The 16,073-nt window shown below is 42.2% G+C and carries 14 protein-coding genes; 7 read left to right on the top strand and 7 right to left on the bottom strand.

Going from position 1 to position 16,073, the window contains the following annotated elements:
• Positions 1 to 189: 189 nt before the first annotated feature.
• Together CTN07_RS01720 and CTN07_RS01715 are read right to left on the bottom strand one after the other, a co-directional pair.
• Positions 190 to 903 carry a DUF3379 family protein gene (locus tag CTN07_RS01720; RefSeq protein WP_005300349.1) on the bottom strand — a complete coding sequence of 238 codons (714 nt, stop codon included), beginning with the start codon at positions 901 to 903 and terminating at the stop codon, positions 190 to 192.
• Positions 890 to 1,459 (bottom strand): sigma-70 family RNA polymerase sigma factor, encoded by a 570-nt coding sequence (locus CTN07_RS01715; protein WP_005300345.1) that lies wholly within the window; start codon positions 1,457 to 1,459, stop codon positions 890 to 892. The genes CTN07_RS01720 and CTN07_RS01715 overlap by 14 nt, the downstream gene beginning before the upstream one ends.
• Positions 1,460 to 2,108: 649 nt before the next feature.
• Between CTN07_RS01715 and fadI the strand changes: the two genes are divergently transcribed.
• The gene (gene fadI / locus CTN07_RS01710; RefSeq protein WP_005300342.1) at positions 2,109 to 3,419 is read left to right on the top strand and encodes an acetyl-CoA C-acyltransferase FadI; all 1,311 of its coding nucleotides are present in this window, start codon (positions 2,109 to 2,111) and stop codon (positions 3,417 to 3,419) included.
• Entirely contained in the window at positions 3,419 to 5,539 is a 2,121-nt protein-coding gene (gene fadJ, locus CTN07_RS01705) for a fatty acid oxidation complex subunit alpha FadJ (protein ID WP_005300339.1), read from the top strand. Before fadI ends, fadJ begins: the two co-directional genes overlap by 1 nt.
• A 76-nt stretch (positions 5,540 to 5,615) precedes the next feature.
• Here fadJ and CTN07_RS01700 read toward each other — a convergent pair whose 3' ends face one another.
• Entirely contained in the window at positions 5,616 to 8,381 is a 2,766-nt protein-coding gene (locus CTN07_RS01700) for an insulinase family protein (protein ID WP_005300337.1), read from the bottom strand.
• A 438-nt stretch (positions 8,382 to 8,819) separates the two neighbouring features.
• Between CTN07_RS01700 and sixA the strand changes: the two genes are divergently transcribed.
• Together sixA and CTN07_RS01690 are read left to right on the top strand one after the other, a co-directional pair.
• The gene (gene sixA, locus CTN07_RS01695; protein ID WP_036764214.1) at positions 8,820 to 9,293 is read left to right on the top strand and encodes a phosphohistidine phosphatase SixA; all 474 of its coding nucleotides are present in this window, start codon (positions 8,820 to 8,822) and stop codon (positions 9,291 to 9,293) included.
• A 25-nt stretch (positions 9,294 to 9,318) separates the two neighbouring features.
• Complete coding sequence (locus CTN07_RS01690; protein WP_232282461.1) at positions 9,319 to 9,681, top strand: hypothetical protein; 363 nt, start codon at positions 9,319 to 9,321, stop codon at positions 9,679 to 9,681.
• A gap of 94 nt (positions 9,682 to 9,775) precedes the next feature.
• On the opposite strand, the gene smrB is transcribed toward CTN07_RS01690, so the two are convergent.
• Positions 9,776 to 10,306 carry an endonuclease SmrB gene (gene smrB, locus CTN07_RS01685; protein WP_005300331.1) on the bottom strand — a complete coding sequence of 177 codons (531 nt, stop codon included), beginning with the start codon at positions 10,304 to 10,306 and terminating at the stop codon, positions 9,776 to 9,778.
• A gap of 53 nt (positions 10,307 to 10,359) precedes the next feature.
• Here smrB and prmB point away from each other — a divergent pair, with 53 nt between their 5' ends.
• Positions 10,360 to 11,292 (top strand): 50S ribosomal protein L3 N(5)-glutamine methyltransferase, encoded by a 933-nt coding sequence (prmB, locus tag CTN07_RS01680; RefSeq protein WP_005300328.1) that lies wholly within the window; start codon positions 10,360 to 10,362, stop codon positions 11,290 to 11,292.
• A 122-nt stretch (positions 11,293 to 11,414) separates the two neighbouring features.
• Here the strand turns inward: prmB and queC are convergent, their stop codons facing one another.
• Both queC and CTN07_RS01670 read right to left on the bottom strand, forming a co-directional pair.
• On the bottom strand, positions 11,415 to 12,119 hold the full coding sequence (gene queC / locus CTN07_RS01675; protein ID WP_005300325.1) for a 7-cyano-7-deazaguanine synthase QueC: 705 nt from the start codon (positions 12,117 to 12,119) through the stop codon (positions 11,415 to 11,417).
• Positions 12,120 to 12,507: 388 nt separating this feature from the next.
• On the bottom strand, positions 12,508 to 13,596 hold the full coding sequence (locus tag CTN07_RS01670) for a PLP-dependent cysteine synthase family protein (RefSeq protein ID WP_005300322.1): 1,089 nt from the start codon (positions 13,594 to 13,596) through the stop codon (positions 12,508 to 12,510).
• 250 nt (positions 13,597 to 13,846) lie between these two features.
• Here CTN07_RS01670 and CTN07_RS01665 point away from each other — a divergent pair, with 250 nt between their 5' ends.
• Entirely contained in the window at positions 13,847 to 14,308 is a 462-nt protein-coding gene (locus tag CTN07_RS01665) for an Lrp/AsnC family transcriptional regulator (protein WP_036764211.1), read from the top strand.
• Positions 14,309 to 14,452: 144 nt separating this feature from the next.
• Here CTN07_RS01665 and tesB read toward each other — a convergent pair whose 3' ends face one another.
• Entirely contained in the window at positions 14,453 to 15,319 is an 867-nt protein-coding gene (gene tesB / locus CTN07_RS01660) for an acyl-CoA thioesterase II (protein WP_005300318.1), read from the bottom strand.
• 134 nt (positions 15,320 to 15,453) lie between these two features.
• Here tesB and CTN07_RS01655 point away from each other — a divergent pair, with 134 nt between their 5' ends.
• Entirely contained in the window at positions 15,454 to 15,876 is a 423-nt protein-coding gene (locus CTN07_RS01655; RefSeq protein ID WP_005300316.1) for a YbaY family lipoprotein, read from the top strand.
• Positions 15,877 to 16,073: the final 197 nt, after the last annotated feature.

The raw sequence follows: 16,073 nt of genomic DNA, 5'->3' as shown, positions 1-16,073 counted from the left end.
TCTTAACCTATTTATTTTTATTGACATAAAGTGCATAAAGTCAATATTTTGACCTGTTAAGATAAATTTTCTGGTGAGTTTTGTGTGATAAAATAAAAGCCTAACCACATCGTTAACTATAAAACGGTATGTATTAGGCTCATTATTAAGTTGTTATCTTAAGTAACTGTGCTTTTAACTTATTCGCTGTTAAATACTTTGCTGTAAGTCGGCACGAATACTATCAGCAACTGGCATTAGGTTTTGTCCAGTATCACCAACAATCACTAAGCTTGCTTCATGAATTGGCATTACCACCGTTTCAACTTGGCTATTGCTGTAGGTTTCAAGTTCAGCAGAAGTCTCTGGCACAATAAATACGGTCACTTTACCTACTTCCGTTTGCATCACCATATGTAGTGCATGCATTGTGCCAAAACCACAATGGTTAACATAATAGATATGACCAGGTAGCGCTTTAAACGTATTACCAAAAGGCGATAGTTTTGCGTTAACTTGCTGTAGTGCGACACCTTCATCTACATGCCTAATAAAGGGGGCTTCGTTATCCACATGCTTAATGGCTATTTGTGCAAGGTTTTCAGCTTGAGCAGGAGCAATAGGGGTTATATCGTAACGACCAATAAATATTCCTACTACTAAAGCAACCGATGCAGCCAATGCTGGATACCATCTGCGCCGATCGGATTTTACGGAAGGTTGTCCTGCTTGCTTAAACAGAATTTTCTCTGCAAGATCGTCAGGTACATCAACATCCATTGCTTGCTTTAATTGAGCATCCAAGTTGATAAGATCGTTAGCAAGTTTTCTGTTGGTCACCGATGCATTTTTACTTGCTTGTAATTTGGGATCGTCATCATTCGGGTCGGCAAAGAGACGACGTCGAAATTCAAGATCGTCCATTTTTTTGTCCTCTTACTTGGTTGTTATCGTCAAGTTGTTCTTTTAATTGGTTACGCGCTCGAAATAAGCGAGTCATAACCGTATTTTTATTAAGCCCCAAAATTTCCGCAATTTCTTCTCCGCTAAATCCTGCCATAACTTGTAAAACTAATGGCTCGCGATACTCGGGGGCGAGGTTCATAATCATGGAATGCAGTTGTTGCTGTTGATAATCACCATCACTGCTGCTTTGTTCATCGGCAATGTGATGGTCGTCAATATCAACGGTTTCAAATTGCTTACGTTCAAAGCGGCGTGCGTTTTCACGACGAAGAATGGTGATGAGCCATGACTTCGCTGCATTATCATCTTGAAGGCTATCAAGGGATCGCCATGCTCGTAAACAGGTCTCTTGTACTAGATCTTCGGCAATATGAGGATCCTTACACAACCAGTAAGCATAACGATACAGGTCTCGATGCCAGGCTCTAACCAGAGCTTCGTATCGTCTTTGTCTATTCATATCTAAAGAGACCGAGGCATCTGGTTTTTTCTTTCCAAAAAATTTTTTGATCATCATGTTGCCCACTATGATGTCGTTTTTAGCAACAAAATTTGGCTAAAGACATTAGTTATAGACAAAATCTCGAATTATTTGTGCCAAATCTCGATTAATCAGCATTAAAATTGATCTGGTTCAAATTCTGAATTCTCATAAGGGTTATATTAGTCCACGTCATCTGATGGCACTGATTGATAGCAAGACTTTATTGTTTTGTTGTTAGTTATCCGTCTGTTGAGCAAGATGACAACTTCCTTTTGAAGGCTGACTTTACTTTCTCCTATCAGGATTTTCCTGATTTGCAATTGGCTTTACGTTAATTGACTTATTTATCTTACGTAGATTGCTTTCCGCGTAAATTTCTAACCATACCATCGGGTATGGTTTTTTTTTGCCTGTTATCTGCCGTATCGCACTTTTTCCTACCAAGTAATTCCTCATGTGAATGTATGGTTATTTTAACATTCGGACAAAATATAAAGTGAATTTTGGTTAAAGTATATATAACTTGCCTGATTTTTGTGATGAACCGATAGTTATCGTACTATTTTTAAACATTTGTTTGAATTAAATAACAAGTTTATTACAATTGTGTCATCCGACCTCTTCTTTTATGAAGATCGTTTTGGTTATTGAAAGGGATTTTCCCGCATAAGGAGTTGCGATGACACGTCTCCAGAATCTGAAAACAGCTCAAGGTGAACGCATAGCTGTGGTATCCGGATTACGAACCCCCTTTGCCCGTCAATCGACCGCTTTTGCTCAAGTACCCGCAGTGGACTTAGGTAAGTTGGTTGTCAATGAAATGCTACAGCGGCTGGACTTTGATCCTAAGCTTATTGATCAGTTGGTTTTTGGTCAGGTTGTTCAAATGCCAGAAGCGCCAAACATTGCCCGTGAAATAGTGCTAGGGACAGGGATGAATGTTCACACTGATGCTTACAGTGTGACTCGCGCCTGTGCAACCAGCTTTCAAGCCGTCGCTAACGTCACCGAAAGTATTCTCTCGGGTTCCATCGAAATTGGTATTGCAGGCGGTGCGGATTCATCTTCTGTTCTACCTATCAGTGTTTCTAAAAAAATGGCCGCAACACTGCTGGCATTGAGTAAAGCAAAAACGATGGGGCAGAGAGCTAAGTTATTTAGTCAGCTCAGTCTTAAAGATTTGATGCCAGTGCCTCCCGCAGTTGCTGAGTACTCGACGGGTTTGAGTATGGGGCAAACCGCCGAACAAATGGCAAAAACCCACCAGATAACACGTCAAGAGCAAGATGCTTTAGCTCATCGCTCCCATACCTTAGCAGCTCAAGCATGGCATGATGGATTAATTCGAGATGAAGTGATGACCGCATTTCCTGAGCCGTATCGGGCGTGGATTGATAAAGATAACAATATCCGAGAAGACTCATCCCTTGAATCATATGCCAAATTAAGACCTGCGTTTGACCGTAAATATGGTTCGGTTACTGCGGCCAATGCGACACCGTTAACCGATGGTGCGGCTGCTGTGTTACTGATGTCTGAAGGGCGAGCAAAAGCGTTAGGTTTAACACCGTTAGGTTATATTCGCTCGTATGCTTTTGCTGCGATTGGTGTTGAAAAAGATATGTTGATGGGACCGTCTTATGCGACGCCGTTAGCCCTTGATCGCGCTGGGATTTCCCTATCGGATCTTACTCTTATTGATATGCATGAAGCTTTTGCAGCTCAAACATTGGCTAATGTAAAAATGTTTGGTTCTGCGCAATTTGCTCGTGACAAACTGGGTCGAGATCACGCCATTGGTGAGATTGATATGGACAAATTTAACGTCTTAGGTGGCTCGATAGCGTATGGACATCCATTTGCTGCAACAGGAGCGCGCATGATCACCCAAACATTACGCGAACTGCAACGCCGCGGAGGTGGACTGGCGTTAAATACGGCGTGTGCTGCTGGTGGTTTAGGTGCTGCTATGATTTTGGAGGCTGACTAATGAATAATTCTGCTTTCACATTGACCATTGATGATGACAAATTAGCATGGTTAAAGATTGATGTTCCTAATGAAAAAATGAACACGTTGCAAGATTGCTTTGCTACTGAAATATCACAGGTTTTAGAGCAACTAGAAGCAAGTTCTGACATTAAAGGTATGGTTATCTATTCGGGAAAACCCGATAACTTTGTCGCCGGTGCCGATATTAAAATGTTAGCGGCGTGTGAGACTGCTGAACAAGCGCAGCAATTAGCAACAACTGGACAAGAGTTATTTACTCGGTTAGAAAATTTGCCATTTCATGTGGTTGCCGCAATTCATGGTCCATGTTTAGGTGGGGGGCTTGAGTTGGCCCTTGCTTGCCATAGTCGAGTTGCCACACTAGACGATAAAACACGTATTGGTTTACCAGAGGTACAATTGGGTCTATTACCTGGATCTGGTGGCACCCAAAGATTGCCTCGTTTAATTGGGGTGGCTAATGCTCTGGATATGATTTTAACCGGTAAGCAACTGCGCGCGAAAAAAGCCAAAAAAATGGGCGTGGTAGATGCGGTTGTTGATTCTGAAATATTGCTTACCGTTGCCAAAGAGATCGCATTAGAGCACAAACCTAAACGCCAATCTTCTTGGCAAAATTGGGCTATGGGGGGGAATCCGCTGGGGCGCTCAGTAGTTTTCGATCAGGCAAAGAAAAAAACTGAACAAAAAACGCGAGGAAATTATCCGGCAACCACCGCAATTCTTGAAGTGATTAAACATGGATTAGATAAAGGTCTGAGCCAAGGATATGCTCTTGAAGCACAGCGTTTTGGTGAGCTTGTGATGAGTTCGCAATCAAAAGCTCTGCGCCATATTTTCTTTGCAACGACCGCAATGAAAAAAGAGCAAGGGAGCTTAGAGCAAGCACATCCCTTGACGCATATCGGTGTGTTAGGTGGAGGCTTGATGGGGGCTGGGATTAGTCATGTCACTGCAACCAAGGCGGATTTGCCTGTACGCATTAAAGATGTCCATAACGATGGTGTCCTTAATGCTCTTAACTACAACTATAAGCTGTTCAGTAAAAAGCGCGATCGTAAGATTATTTCGAAAGCTCAGTTGCAAAATCAGATGTCTATGTTTACAGGTGGTACTGATTTTATTGGGTATAATCAGCTAGATATGGTGGTTGAAGCTGTATTTGAAGATCTAGCCTTAAAACATCAGATGGTAAGAGATATTGAGACTCACTCGAAACCAGATACGATTTTTGCCACCAATACCTCTTCGTTACCTATTCATCAGATAGCTTCTGCTGCGCAACGACCTGAACAAGTGGTTGGACTGCACTATTTCAGCCCGGTAGAGAAAATGCCATTGGTGGAGATCATTCCTCATCAAGGAACCGAACTTGGTGGAGCGACATCGCAGCAAACTATAGAAACGGCAATAACCTTAGCGAAAAAACAGGGGAAAACGCCGATTGTTGTTGCCGATACAGCTGGGTTTTATGTTAACCGAATTCTTGCTCCTTATATGAACGAGGCGGCGCGCTTGTTACTAGAAGGCGAGCCGATTGAGCATATAGATCGTTCTCTGCTGGATTTTGGATTCCCTGTTGGTCCAATCACGCTTTTAGATGAAGTCGGTGTCGATATAGGAGCTAAGATCAGTCCTATTTTATTGGCTGAGTTAGGGGAGCGTTTTCAAGCTCCAGATCTGTTTGATACCTTACTCAATGATGGCCGTAAAGGGCGCAAAAGTGGTAAAGGGTTTTATCTGTATAACGGCAAGAAAAAAGAGGCGGATAAGCAGGTTTATCAATTGCTTAACCTCGAACCTGAACAGCATTTGGCCGGACAGGATTTGGCGCTGCGCTGTACATTAATGATGTTAAATGAAGCGGTTCGTTGTTTGGATGAAGGTGTTATTCAGTCGGCGCGAGATGGTGATATAGGGGCGATTTTTGGTATTGGTTTCCCTCCATTCTTGGGTGGACCATTCCATTATATGGATAGCCTTGGTTTAGACCGTGTATTAGATATGTTTATCGACTATAGCCACAAGTATGGTGAGCGTTTTGCGCCTTGTGAGGGGATTGTTATGCGTGCGGAAAATAAGCAATCTTTTTATTAACCATGAATCATAAATAGTAAAGAAGATAAAAGGTCCCAGCTGGTAGCTTAATACCAACTGGGACCTTTTGATTTGACTATTGCGCTTTTTCTTGTAGCTGAGAAATTGAGGTAATTGGTTCACCTAAGTCTAGCTTGTCAGCTTCATGATGTTGATTACCTTGGCTAAACATCACTAAGCGATGAGCGGTTCTTGGCTTAATTCTATCAACAATAAAGCGAATCATATCGGCCCGAGATAGCTCTGAAATGGCCTTAACGACGCGCTGTCTTTGGTTAAAGTCTTCATCTTTATTGCCAATCGCAACCCAAAAACGTTGAGCTCGTGATCTTAGGTTGGTATCTGGCTCTGATATTTGTGCAATTAACCCTTGTTTACTGGCTTGCCATTGCGCTTCATTAAGCTCTAACAAAACTAGAGCAAAGGCATTGGTAAAGTCATCAATCGCTTCTGCTAAATGAACTGGGTCTGCAACAGGAGACTGGACATACAAAATTAACCCTGGATGGCGATTAAGCGGTAAATTTGCAGTACCTACCATATAACCAAGTTGTTGTTTGGTTCGCAGCTCATGGAAAAACGTCGTCGACATTAAGTGATTGGCTAAAGTATACAGCGCAATTTTATGTGGCGACGTCTCGCGTGACTGGTAGTACATCAAAATCGCAGAATCGGCATGATCACACTCAAGCTCATAAGTAAGAGTGCCACAATCATCTAAGTGCACTAAAGGTCTTTGAGCTTCACCGTACAGTTGATCGGTTACCCTAAATGCATCCTTGAGTGTTTCAGCTAATGCCAAAGCCTGATCTTTGTGCCAGTTACCGTAGACGAAAGTATCTATATGCAGCTCTGCAAACATATCATCAACAAAACCCGGTAACTCATCGATGGTAATTGACTCTAATGCCTCAATTAATACTGGATAAGGTGGGTTGTTCGGTTGCAATAATCCCGTAAGCTGGTTAAAAAGCTGAGAAATGGGCTTATCTTCGGCTGCATTGCGCCAGTTTCTAAGTAAGAGTGCTTTGATATTATCAAAACGTTCTGGTTTAAACTGACGGTTTTTAAATCGCTCTAAAATCAGGTTGAGCAGGAGCGGTTGCTTTTCACTAAAGCCAGATAGTTGCAGTGTGACTCCGCCTTGATGAGCATAGAGATTGTAAGACATACCTGCAATTTCAGCGGGATATGCCGACTCATTGATTGCTTCTAGCAGCATTTCAACACACAAGCGCGTTTTCACAATATTTCGAGGCGAGCTCACCGCATGTGGACTGTCGATAGCCACATAGACAACCCCTTTAGGTACTCGAAAATCGTGCTCTTGTTTAAACCACAAACGAAAGCCAGGTAGCTCTTGAATCAGTTGAGGGGGCAGTTCTGAACCTTCTTGTAGTGGTAGCGGATCAAAACGCTCACACAGATACGGGTTAGGTTCTGGTAGCATCAGCTGCTTATTAAGCTCTTTAGTCTGCCAAAGTTCTTGTTGTTGCTGAGTGAATGGCGTTACAGAATATGGTGTGTCATACCATTGAGCCTGTTGATCATAATGCTGATCTTGAGCCACTAAAATCAAACGCATATTATCAGGCGATAAGTAATCTAAAACTTGGCGAATAAGATCTTCATCAAAACCTGCCATCATATAATCACCGTAGATAATATCTTCTGGTGCATAATGGAGTAGATTCATCACCAAATAGCTGACGGTATCAAGGGGACGACTTTTTTCTTGATAGCGAAACGCAAATTCTAGAACTGATTTTTTCTCTTCATAACGCCAGTTATTCAGTCCGCGTTGTTTAATTAGCTCGATATATTGGAAGATGGTTTGGACGATTTCATCTTGATGCTCAATACCTTGAGGCGTCAAATTTACCGAGACTGTAAATTCACGGAAATTGGTTCCATTTACACCGCCACCTGCGGCCAGAGAATTGATCCACTCTTTTTCTTTTAAGTATGACATTAAGCTGCCTTCGCCTTCATTACCGAGTAAATGAGCAAGGTAAGAGAGCGGTTTTATGGCGTAATAATGATCCCATGAAGGCATAGCAAAAGAGAGAGAGAGACGACGAACCTCTTTGATTGGCTCTATTTGAATATAGTGCTGGTTCTGTGCCTCTGTTACCCAAGGAGCGGTAATTGGGGCTTTCTCTTTGCCTGAGTTAGGTATTTGGCTGAAAAAGTCCTGAGTATAAGCTTCTAGTTGGTCTAAAGACTGAGGACCTAATAAGACTAACCCCATAATATTGGCAGAATAATGCTGGTGGTAAAAGGCGAGAAGATCATCACGTACCAAGTGATTTGGTCTGTCTTCTAAGGTTGTGAGATCGCCCACCGAGAATTTAGAAAATGGGTGCTCAGGATTAATGGTTTCCTTGTGCACTTGATAAATACGGCGAATATCGTCTTTAATTTTTAACTTATATTCCGAATCAACTGCATTACGTTCCTTATCTACTGCATCAGCATTAAATAACGGCGCAGTAAAGAACTGACCAAAGCGATCTAATCCCTGCTCAAAACCATGAGGGCTGACTTCAAAAAAGAATGTGGTGTTTTCTGTTCCCGTCCAGGCATTGTTGCTTCCACCATGCTGATTGATAAAGGTTTGAAATTCACCCACCTTTGGGTACTTTTCGGTACCTAAAAACAGCATGTGTTCGAGAAAGTGTGCCATACCTTGACGATCCATCGGATCATCAAAATGACCAATCTGTACCGAAAGCGCAGCAGCAGAACGTGGAGCCTCAGCGTCATGCACAAGTAAGACTTTTAACTCATTGTCTAACGTGAGGTAGCGATATTGTTTATGATCGTTAGGACTAATATGCACAAGAAACGCCTATTTTTGAGGGAATTAAAATTAATTATGACCTTGCAAGCGCCAACTGGCAAACGGATGATAGGAATTTAGAGCATGAACAACAATTTCGAAAAATAATCTGACAATATCTGCATTTTGGCACTTTAAGGTTTATCTGAAATCTCATGATAGTAATTACAGTGAATTGTGGCTAAAACTTTGCAAGATACTGGCTATGATTTTCAACATGGTATAAAAAAATGGGTGAATAATAACTTCCCAGAATAGTCATTATTGAGCGATACATTGTTAGTGATAGTTTGGGCTAAATGGCAATCTCAGAGTGAAAGGCGGGTCACGATTTCACATGTTTTCAAATAATAGTGGTATTCACTCCGACTCAGAGTTGCTAGCATTACCTCTCTTGCTGTTTAGCAAAGCATTAGGCTCTAAAACGGAAAAACAAATATGCGTATTTATATTATGCGTCATGGTGAAGCTGAAAATTTTGCTCCTAGTGATGCCGAGCGACCTCTAACACAGCGTGGTCGCAGTCAATCAGCTCAAATCGCGACTCAACTGCATGAGCGTTTAAACCAGCAGCCAATTGATTGGGTATGGGTTAGCCCGTATCTACGAGCACAACAAACTTGGCAAACTCTGGCTGATGTTCTATCTGAGCCTAAACAAATTTCGACCGTTGCCGATATTACTCCATATGGTGAAGCAGAAGAGGTGGCGGCCTATTTAAAAGCAGCCATTGATGTAGAGCGACCAGAATCTGTGCTGTTGGTTTCGCATTTACCTCTAGTGGGGTACTTAACCGCAGAATTGGATCCGTCTATTCAACCTCCTATGTTTCGAACCTCAGCGATTGCCGCTCTAGAATACAATCCAGAGACTGGGCGAGCAGAGTTCTTGTGGCAAGATGTGCCGCAATAATTCATAACATAGAGAAAATGGTGTAATGAAGATTAAGATGATAGGGGCTGGGGTGGTGCTATTTGCTCTTGCAGGGTGTGCAGCACAAATGGAGCCGGCTCGAATTCTTGCTAATGGTCAAATCCGTTGGTCTGATGGCATAAAAGAAGGCATGCATGTTTCGCCTACAGGCAGTAAGTTGACCTTTGCTAACTATTCTAACGAAGTTGGTGCCCAACCTGTCACGATCTTTTCTCGAATCGATAGCGCTCGTAATGGTGATTGTGAATATTACTTTGATGAAGCGAAAGTTAAACGTCGCCTAGAAGTGTGTAAATCAGGAGAGGTGACCCTATTGAATCAAGGTCGAGTGGTTCGTGTTGGTTCTCTAGCATCTCCGATTATTTAACGGTTATTACCCTATTGATTGATACTATTTTTTAATGTGGCATTGAAATACGAAACGCCCAGTAGGATATATACCTGCTGGGCGTTTTGTTTGGTTATTTTTCTGGTATTTCAATTAAAACCAACAGCGCACCATCTCCGCCAAATTCAAGAGGCGCTTGGTGAAATGCCATTACATCTGGGTGTTGAGCTAGCCATAATGGCGCTTTTTGCTTGAGAATGTGTCGACCAATACCATGCATCACACAGGCACATGACACACTTTCTTTAATGCAGGCTGCAATCATCGCGGCTAATTCGCGTTTGGCTTCTTGTTGTGTCATTCCATGCATATCTAAATACATATCTGGCACATAGACGCCCCGGCGCAACTTTTTCACTTCATATTTTGAAACATCAGAACGCGCATAATGCATCGGACCATTTTCATTTAAGTGCGGCTCAAATTCATCAGAGAAATAAAACTCATGATTTTGGGTTTCTTTACCCATCACTTTGCTTTTATCTGCTTTTGTGGTCTGTTTGCGCGGCGCAATTATGGTATCATGGGTAAACTTTTTTATGCCTTTTACCTCGGCTTGGAAGAGAGAGAAATCATCTTCCATGTTCGGGTCTTTATTACTCATAGTGAAATTCCAACAGCTGTATATCAGTATTGTAGCGTTTTTCGGAGGCCATTTTGGATAAGATTTTTGTCGACGAAGCCGTCAACGAACTTCACACACTACAAGATATGTTACGTTGGACGGTAAGCCGTTTTAACGCAGCAAATCTATTTTACGGTCATGGTACAGACAACGCTTGGGATGAAGCCGTTCAGCTTGTATTGCCAACTTTGTATCTTCCACTAGATGTGCCATCAGAAGTGCGTTTTTCGCGTTTAACTTCTAGTGAGCGCCATCGTGTGGTTGAGCGCGTTATTCGTCGTATTAATGAGCGTACACCAGTATCTTATATTACAAATAAAGCATACTTTTGTGGTATGGAGTTCTTTGTTGACGAGCGCGTACTTGTGCCTCGTTCTCCAATCGGTGAACTGATCGAAAACCGCTTTGAACCATTTTTAAAGCAAGAACCAACACGAATCATGGACCTATGTACAGGCAGTGGTTGTATTGGTATTGCGTGTGCTCATATGTTCCCAGAAGCGGAAGTGGATATTGTTGATATCTCAACTGACGCACTGGCTGTGGCTGAACAAAATATTCAAGATCACGGTTTAGAACAACAAGTGACCCCGCTTCGTTCAGATTTGTTGCGTGATGTTCCTAAAGATCTTTATGACCTAATCGTAACTAATCCACCGTATGTGGATCAAGAAGATATGGATAACTTACCAGACGAATTCCGTCACGAGCCAGAGCTAGGTTTAGCTGCGGGCAGCGATGGTCTGAAATTGGTTCGTCGTATCCTATCTAATGCACCTAACTATCTAAAAGAAGATGGTGTATTAATTTGTGAAGTGGGTAACTCAATGGTCCACATGGAAGAGCAATATCCGCATATTCCATTTACTTGGATCGAGTTCGAAAACGGCGGTCACGGTGTATTTATGCTAACTCGTGATCAGCTAGTTGAATTCGCTGACGATTTTGCACTATATCGTGACTAAGACTGCTGTTTAAGTCTGCACAAATAATAAACCGGCTCTTATTATCAAGAAGCCGGTTTTTTTATATCGCTAGATGACCTACATTAAGTCCTATCTTTTAGATAGTGGCTAGCGATTTAAAATTAGCGCTCTGCTTGGCCGTGAGCCTGTTTGTCTTGCAGTGATGCCATCACGCTTTCCTGATGCTGAAGATAATCTTCAAGACCTGCGCGGCGTAAATCACAAGATGGGCAATCGCCACAACCATCGCCAATAATGCCGTTGTAGCAAGTCAGTGTTTTTTCTCGAACATAATCAAGCTTGCCGTATTGATCGGCTAGAGCCCAAGTTTCTGCTTTATTTAGCCACATTAGCGGTGTTTCAATACGCAGTGGGCGGTCCATACCTAAAACAAGTGATTGATTGAGTGATTTTACAAACTCATCGCGACAGTCTGGGTAGCCAGAAAAATCGGTCTCACACACACCCGTAATCACAGCCTCAGCACCGATTTGATACGCGTAGATACCAGCCAAAGTTAAAAACAGAATATTACGACCTGGTACAAATGAATTTGGCAGACCATTTTCTTGTAGCTCATGAGAAACTGCAATGTTGTCACGAGTTAGTGAGCTAATAGCCAATTCATTTAATAAACCCACATCCATCACTTTATGCGCAGCAACACCTAACTCTTGGGTGATTGCTTGTGCCACTTCAATTTCTAACTTATGGCGCTGACCATAATCAAAAGTAATACAGTGTACTTCATCATAGTGAGCAAGAGCTTGAATCAGACAGGTTGTGGAGTCTTGACCACCACTAAAAACAACAACGGCTTTACGCATAATAATAAGATCCTTTCAATCCGAGCTTTTTACTGTTGGTTGCCAATTTAACAAGTACAGCATTATCAACAGTGGTTACCGAGAAACAGTCGGTTCCAGCACAATATATTAAGTGCTTATGGTACTTCAGCTGGTGAGAAGAGAAAAGAATTACCCGATTAAGACATACGACTTTTCATCAGAGAAAACGATGTTAGCAGGAGGTACAGATAAAAAAATGCCGCAGGCAAGTGCGGCAAAAGCTAATTACTCTGATTAGATTAATCAGTCGACTACATACAGGTAATGAGACCGAGTATTAGCTAACAGACACAAACTGTTGGTATTAGAACAAGCCATCGAAACCAAATAGGCAAAGTACGATAGCCTGTTCTAATAGGGGGATTCTTTAGTGAGACCAGTCTCCGCTTTGTTCTAATTGCTCTAGTTGCGCAAGATAAGGTGAAAGATCGCCGATATTGTCGCGAACCCATTGTTCATCGTAGTAAGTATCGAGATAACGTTCACCGCTGTCACATAGTAGGGTCACGATAGACCCGGTTTCGCCACGCTGCTTCATTTCGCAAGCGAGCTGTAATACACCGTATAAGTTGGTTCCGGTTGAGGCTCCAGCTTTTCGTCCTAATAGTTTTTCTAACCAATGGACGGTAGCCACACTTGCCGCATCAGGAATCGTGCGCATCTCATCAACCACATCTGGGATAAAACTCGGTTCAACACGAGGTCGACCAATCCCCTCAATTCGGCTACCAACGGCCGAGGTTAAACTGCAATCACGACTTTGATAGTAAGGAGCAAAAACGGAATTTTCAGGATCTACCACACACAAACGAGTCGGTTGCATTTGATAGCGAATATAACGACCAATGGTTGCCGATGTTCCACCCGTACCTGGACTCATCACAATCCAGGTTGGAATTGGATGTTGCTCAAACTTCATTTGTTCAAAAATACTGTTAGCGATGTTGTTATTACCACGCCAGTCTGTTGCTCGCTCAGCGTAAGTAAATTGATCCATATAGTGACCATTAAGCTCTTGGGCTAAGCGGCGAGATTCTGCATAAATTTCTGATGGGCAATCAACAAAATGAGCCTTGCCACCATAAAACTCTATTTGCTCAATTTTTTTACGAGCCGTTTTACGAGGAACGACCGCAATAAACGGTAATCCAAGTAGACGAGCAAAATACGCTTCGGATACAGCTGTACTGCCTGATGATGATTCAATAATTGGTGTACCTTCCGTGATCCAACCATTACATAGTGCGTATAAAAAGAGGGAGCGGGCAAGACGATGCTTTAAACTGCCTGTTGGGTGGGTACTTTCGTCTTTAAGATAAATATCAATACCGTCTAAGCTTGGAATATCGAGCTTGATCAGATGGGTATCGGCAGAACGTTGATAGTCGGCATCAATTTTACGAATAGCGTTATTGATCCATTCTGTTTTATTGCAACTCTTTAACTTAGCATTCATCTGATATCTCTCTTATAAGGCTGATATTTATCTATTCTTTTTATAATGTTAGGGTTGGCGCTCATCATCAGTGCTTTTGTTATACTATGACGAAACTAACGGGGAAAATCTTTGCTTTCTTTCTCCTTAAATCGGTAAAATAGATAAAAATTTTCTCTCAACGTAATGAATACTTAGTCAGTGCATTATCTGAGCACGACAAGAGAGAAAACCAATAATTTTATAAGTATTAGCAGAAATAAGGACGGATATGAGCGATTTAGACAGTGTTGACAGAACTCTGCTGCGCTTACTGCAAAAAGACGCGACTTTGGCGTTGGCTGAATTAGCTGAGGCGGTGAATCTCACCACAACGCCTTGCTGGAAGCGATTAAAGCGCCTAGAAGAAACTGGAATTTTACAACAGCGAGTCGCTCTACTTGATCCGATCAAATTGGGTTTATCGTTTACTGCGTTTGTGCAAATCAAAACCATTAATCACTCTAAAGATTGGTATCATAATTTTGTTGAAACAGTTTCTGATTTTGCTGAAGTGATGGAGTTTTATCGTATGGCGGGTGAGTACGACTATATGATGAAAGTACAAGTCGCTGATATGTTCGCATTTGATAAGTTTTATAAGAAACTGGTTAACAGTGTCGAAGGGTTAACTAATGTGACTTCAACCTTTGCTATGGAGCAGTTGAAGTATACGACGGCGTTGCCAGTTTAAATCACATTGTCATTCCGGAATTGAGGAACGAAATATCCGGAATCTCATTAGGCGTACTGTATCATTTAGTTAGTCAACAGCACGCTAAATGAGATCCCCTATCTCGTTCGTTTCACTCACTGTAGGGGATGACAGAAGATAGGGTTAATCCTTCATCCTCATCAATCCTTCCTGAACTGCAGAGGCAACCAACTCACCTTGTTGGTTATAGATCTCGCCACGAACCAAGCCGCGACCACCTGAAGCCGATGGGCTATCTATCACATACAGTAGCCACTCATCCATACGAAATGGGCGGTGGAACCACATTGAGTGATCGATTGTTGCCACTTGCATCTTAGGCGTAAATAGCGTCACCCCATGAGGCTGCAGAGCTGTTACTAAAAAGCCCCAGTCAGAAGCATAAGCTAATACATACTGATGAATGCGCTGATCATCTGGCATTTCACCGTTGGCTTTGATCCATAAATACTGTTTAGCTGGTTCTTTCTTGGGATTAAGAGGATTAACGACCACAGCAGGGCGCACTTCAATAGGGCGCTCTCGACCAAAGATCTCAACCAACTTAGGGGGTAAGTATTGGGCAATAGATTGAACAAGCTGACGCTCAGATGGTAGTTCTTCTGGACTTGGTACATCATCAATTGGCATAGGTGCCTGATGCTCAAACCCTGACTCTTCTGCTTGATAAGAAGCAGTAAGGTAGAAAATAGGACGACCGTTTTGAATCGCTTTTACTCGACGGGTGCTAAAGCTTTTGCCGTCACGCAGTTTTTCTACGTCATAAATAATGGGTTTTTCAGGATCGCCAGGAAGTAAAAAATAGCTATGGAAAGAATGCACGTGGCGATCCGCTTCAACGGTTTTTTTCGCCGCTGAGAGGGATTGACCAATAACTTGTCCGCCATAAACTTGAGGTAGGCCTAAATTTTCGCTTTGGCCACGGAACAAGCCTTGTTCTAAGCGCTCTAAATGTAACAGATTGAGAAGTTCATTCAGTTCTTGGCTCATATGAGCTCCAATTTCGTGTTATCATAGTGGTGTTTTACGAGGACTTAAACACAAAAGCAACAACTATTCTGTTCGTGTTCTAGCTTCATCGTTACACCTTTAAGTTGTGTTTAGGATTTTTACAGGGAATAAGAATGAAAAAAGCCTTTATGATGGTGTCAACTCTAGCCGCTGCGCTAGTAGTAACCGCGTGTACAAAATTAATTCCAACAGATACTAATATGGGACACATCCAAGGCAATGTTACTTACCGTGAGCGCATCGCTTTACCTGATGACGCAAAAGTAACGGTAACATTAGAAGATGTATCATTGGCTGATGCTCCTGCCGAAGTGCTGAGCCGTCAGACCTTTTTAACCGATGGCAAACAACCTCCGTTTGCGTACCAGTTAAGTTATCAATCGGATCAAATTGAGCCTAACCATCGTTATATCGTGAGTGCTCGTATTGAAGGCCAAAATGGCAAGCTATTGTTTGTAAGTGATACCGCTTACCCAGTGCTTACCAATGCGGCGAAAACAGCAACTCAAGATATTTTGGTTATCAACGCTCAATAAAATTTGTAGCCGTTAGATAAAATTCTATACCCAAGTAACCTCAAGATGCGAGGTTCAGCGAGAATAATTTGGTTTACAGGCAAGGCAACGATTTGAAGATCTAGTGGCTCTAAATTAAAAATCGTTAACGTAGTATGTGAAGCAAATTAACTCGCCCTTTGGGAGCGTGTCACAGACACAATTTCATCGTCAAACAA

Source organism: Photobacterium damselae (assembly GCF_003026815.1).
Classification (GTDB): Bacteria; Pseudomonadota; Gammaproteobacteria; order Enterobacterales; family Vibrionaceae; genus Photobacterium; species Photobacterium damselae.
Note: the sequence above shows the minus strand (reverse complement) of the source record. Positions and strands in the feature narration are given on the sequence as shown.

Excerpts from the sequence above, each read along its gene's own strand:
- fadJ (WP_005300339.1), top strand. The coding sequence starts at position 3,419 with ATGAATAATTCTGCTTTCACATTGACCATTGATGATGACAAATTAGCA.
- CTN07_RS01655 (WP_005300316.1), top strand. The coding sequence starts at position 15,454 with ATGAAAAAAGCCTTTATGATGGTGTCAACTCTAGCCGCTGCGCTAGTA.
- tesB (WP_005300318.1), bottom strand. The coding sequence starts at position 15,319 with ATGAGCCAAGAACTGAATGAACTTCTCAATCTGTTACATTTAGAGCGC.
- sixA (WP_036764214.1), top strand. The coding sequence starts at position 8,820 with ATGCGTATTTATATTATGCGTCATGGTGAAGCTGAAAATTTTGCTCCT.
- fadI (WP_005300342.1), top strand. The coding sequence starts at position 2,109 with ATGACACGTCTCCAGAATCTGAAAACAGCTCAAGGTGAACGCATAGCT.
- smrB (WP_005300331.1), bottom strand. The coding sequence starts at position 10,306 with ATGAGTAATAAAGACCCGAACATGGAAGATGATTTCTCTCTCTTCCAA.
- CTN07_RS01690 (WP_232282461.1), top strand. The coding sequence starts at position 9,319 with ATGAAGATTAAGATGATAGGGGCTGGGGTGGTGCTATTTGCTCTTGCA.
- CTN07_RS01720 (WP_005300349.1), bottom strand. The coding sequence starts at position 903 with ATGGACGATCTTGAATTTCGACGTCGTCTCTTTGCCGACCCGAATGAT.
- CTN07_RS01665 (WP_036764211.1), top strand. The coding sequence starts at position 13,847 with ATGAGCGATTTAGACAGTGTTGACAGAACTCTGCTGCGCTTACTGCAA.
- CTN07_RS01715 (WP_005300345.1), bottom strand. The coding sequence starts at position 1,459 with ATGATCAAAAAATTTTTTGGAAAGAAAAAACCAGATGCCTCGGTCTCT.
- CTN07_RS01670 (WP_005300322.1), bottom strand. The coding sequence starts at position 13,596 with ATGAATGCTAAGTTAAAGAGTTGCAATAAAACAGAATGGATCAATAAC.
- queC (WP_005300325.1), bottom strand. The coding sequence starts at position 12,119 with ATGCGTAAAGCCGTTGTTGTTTTTAGTGGTGGTCAAGACTCCACAACC.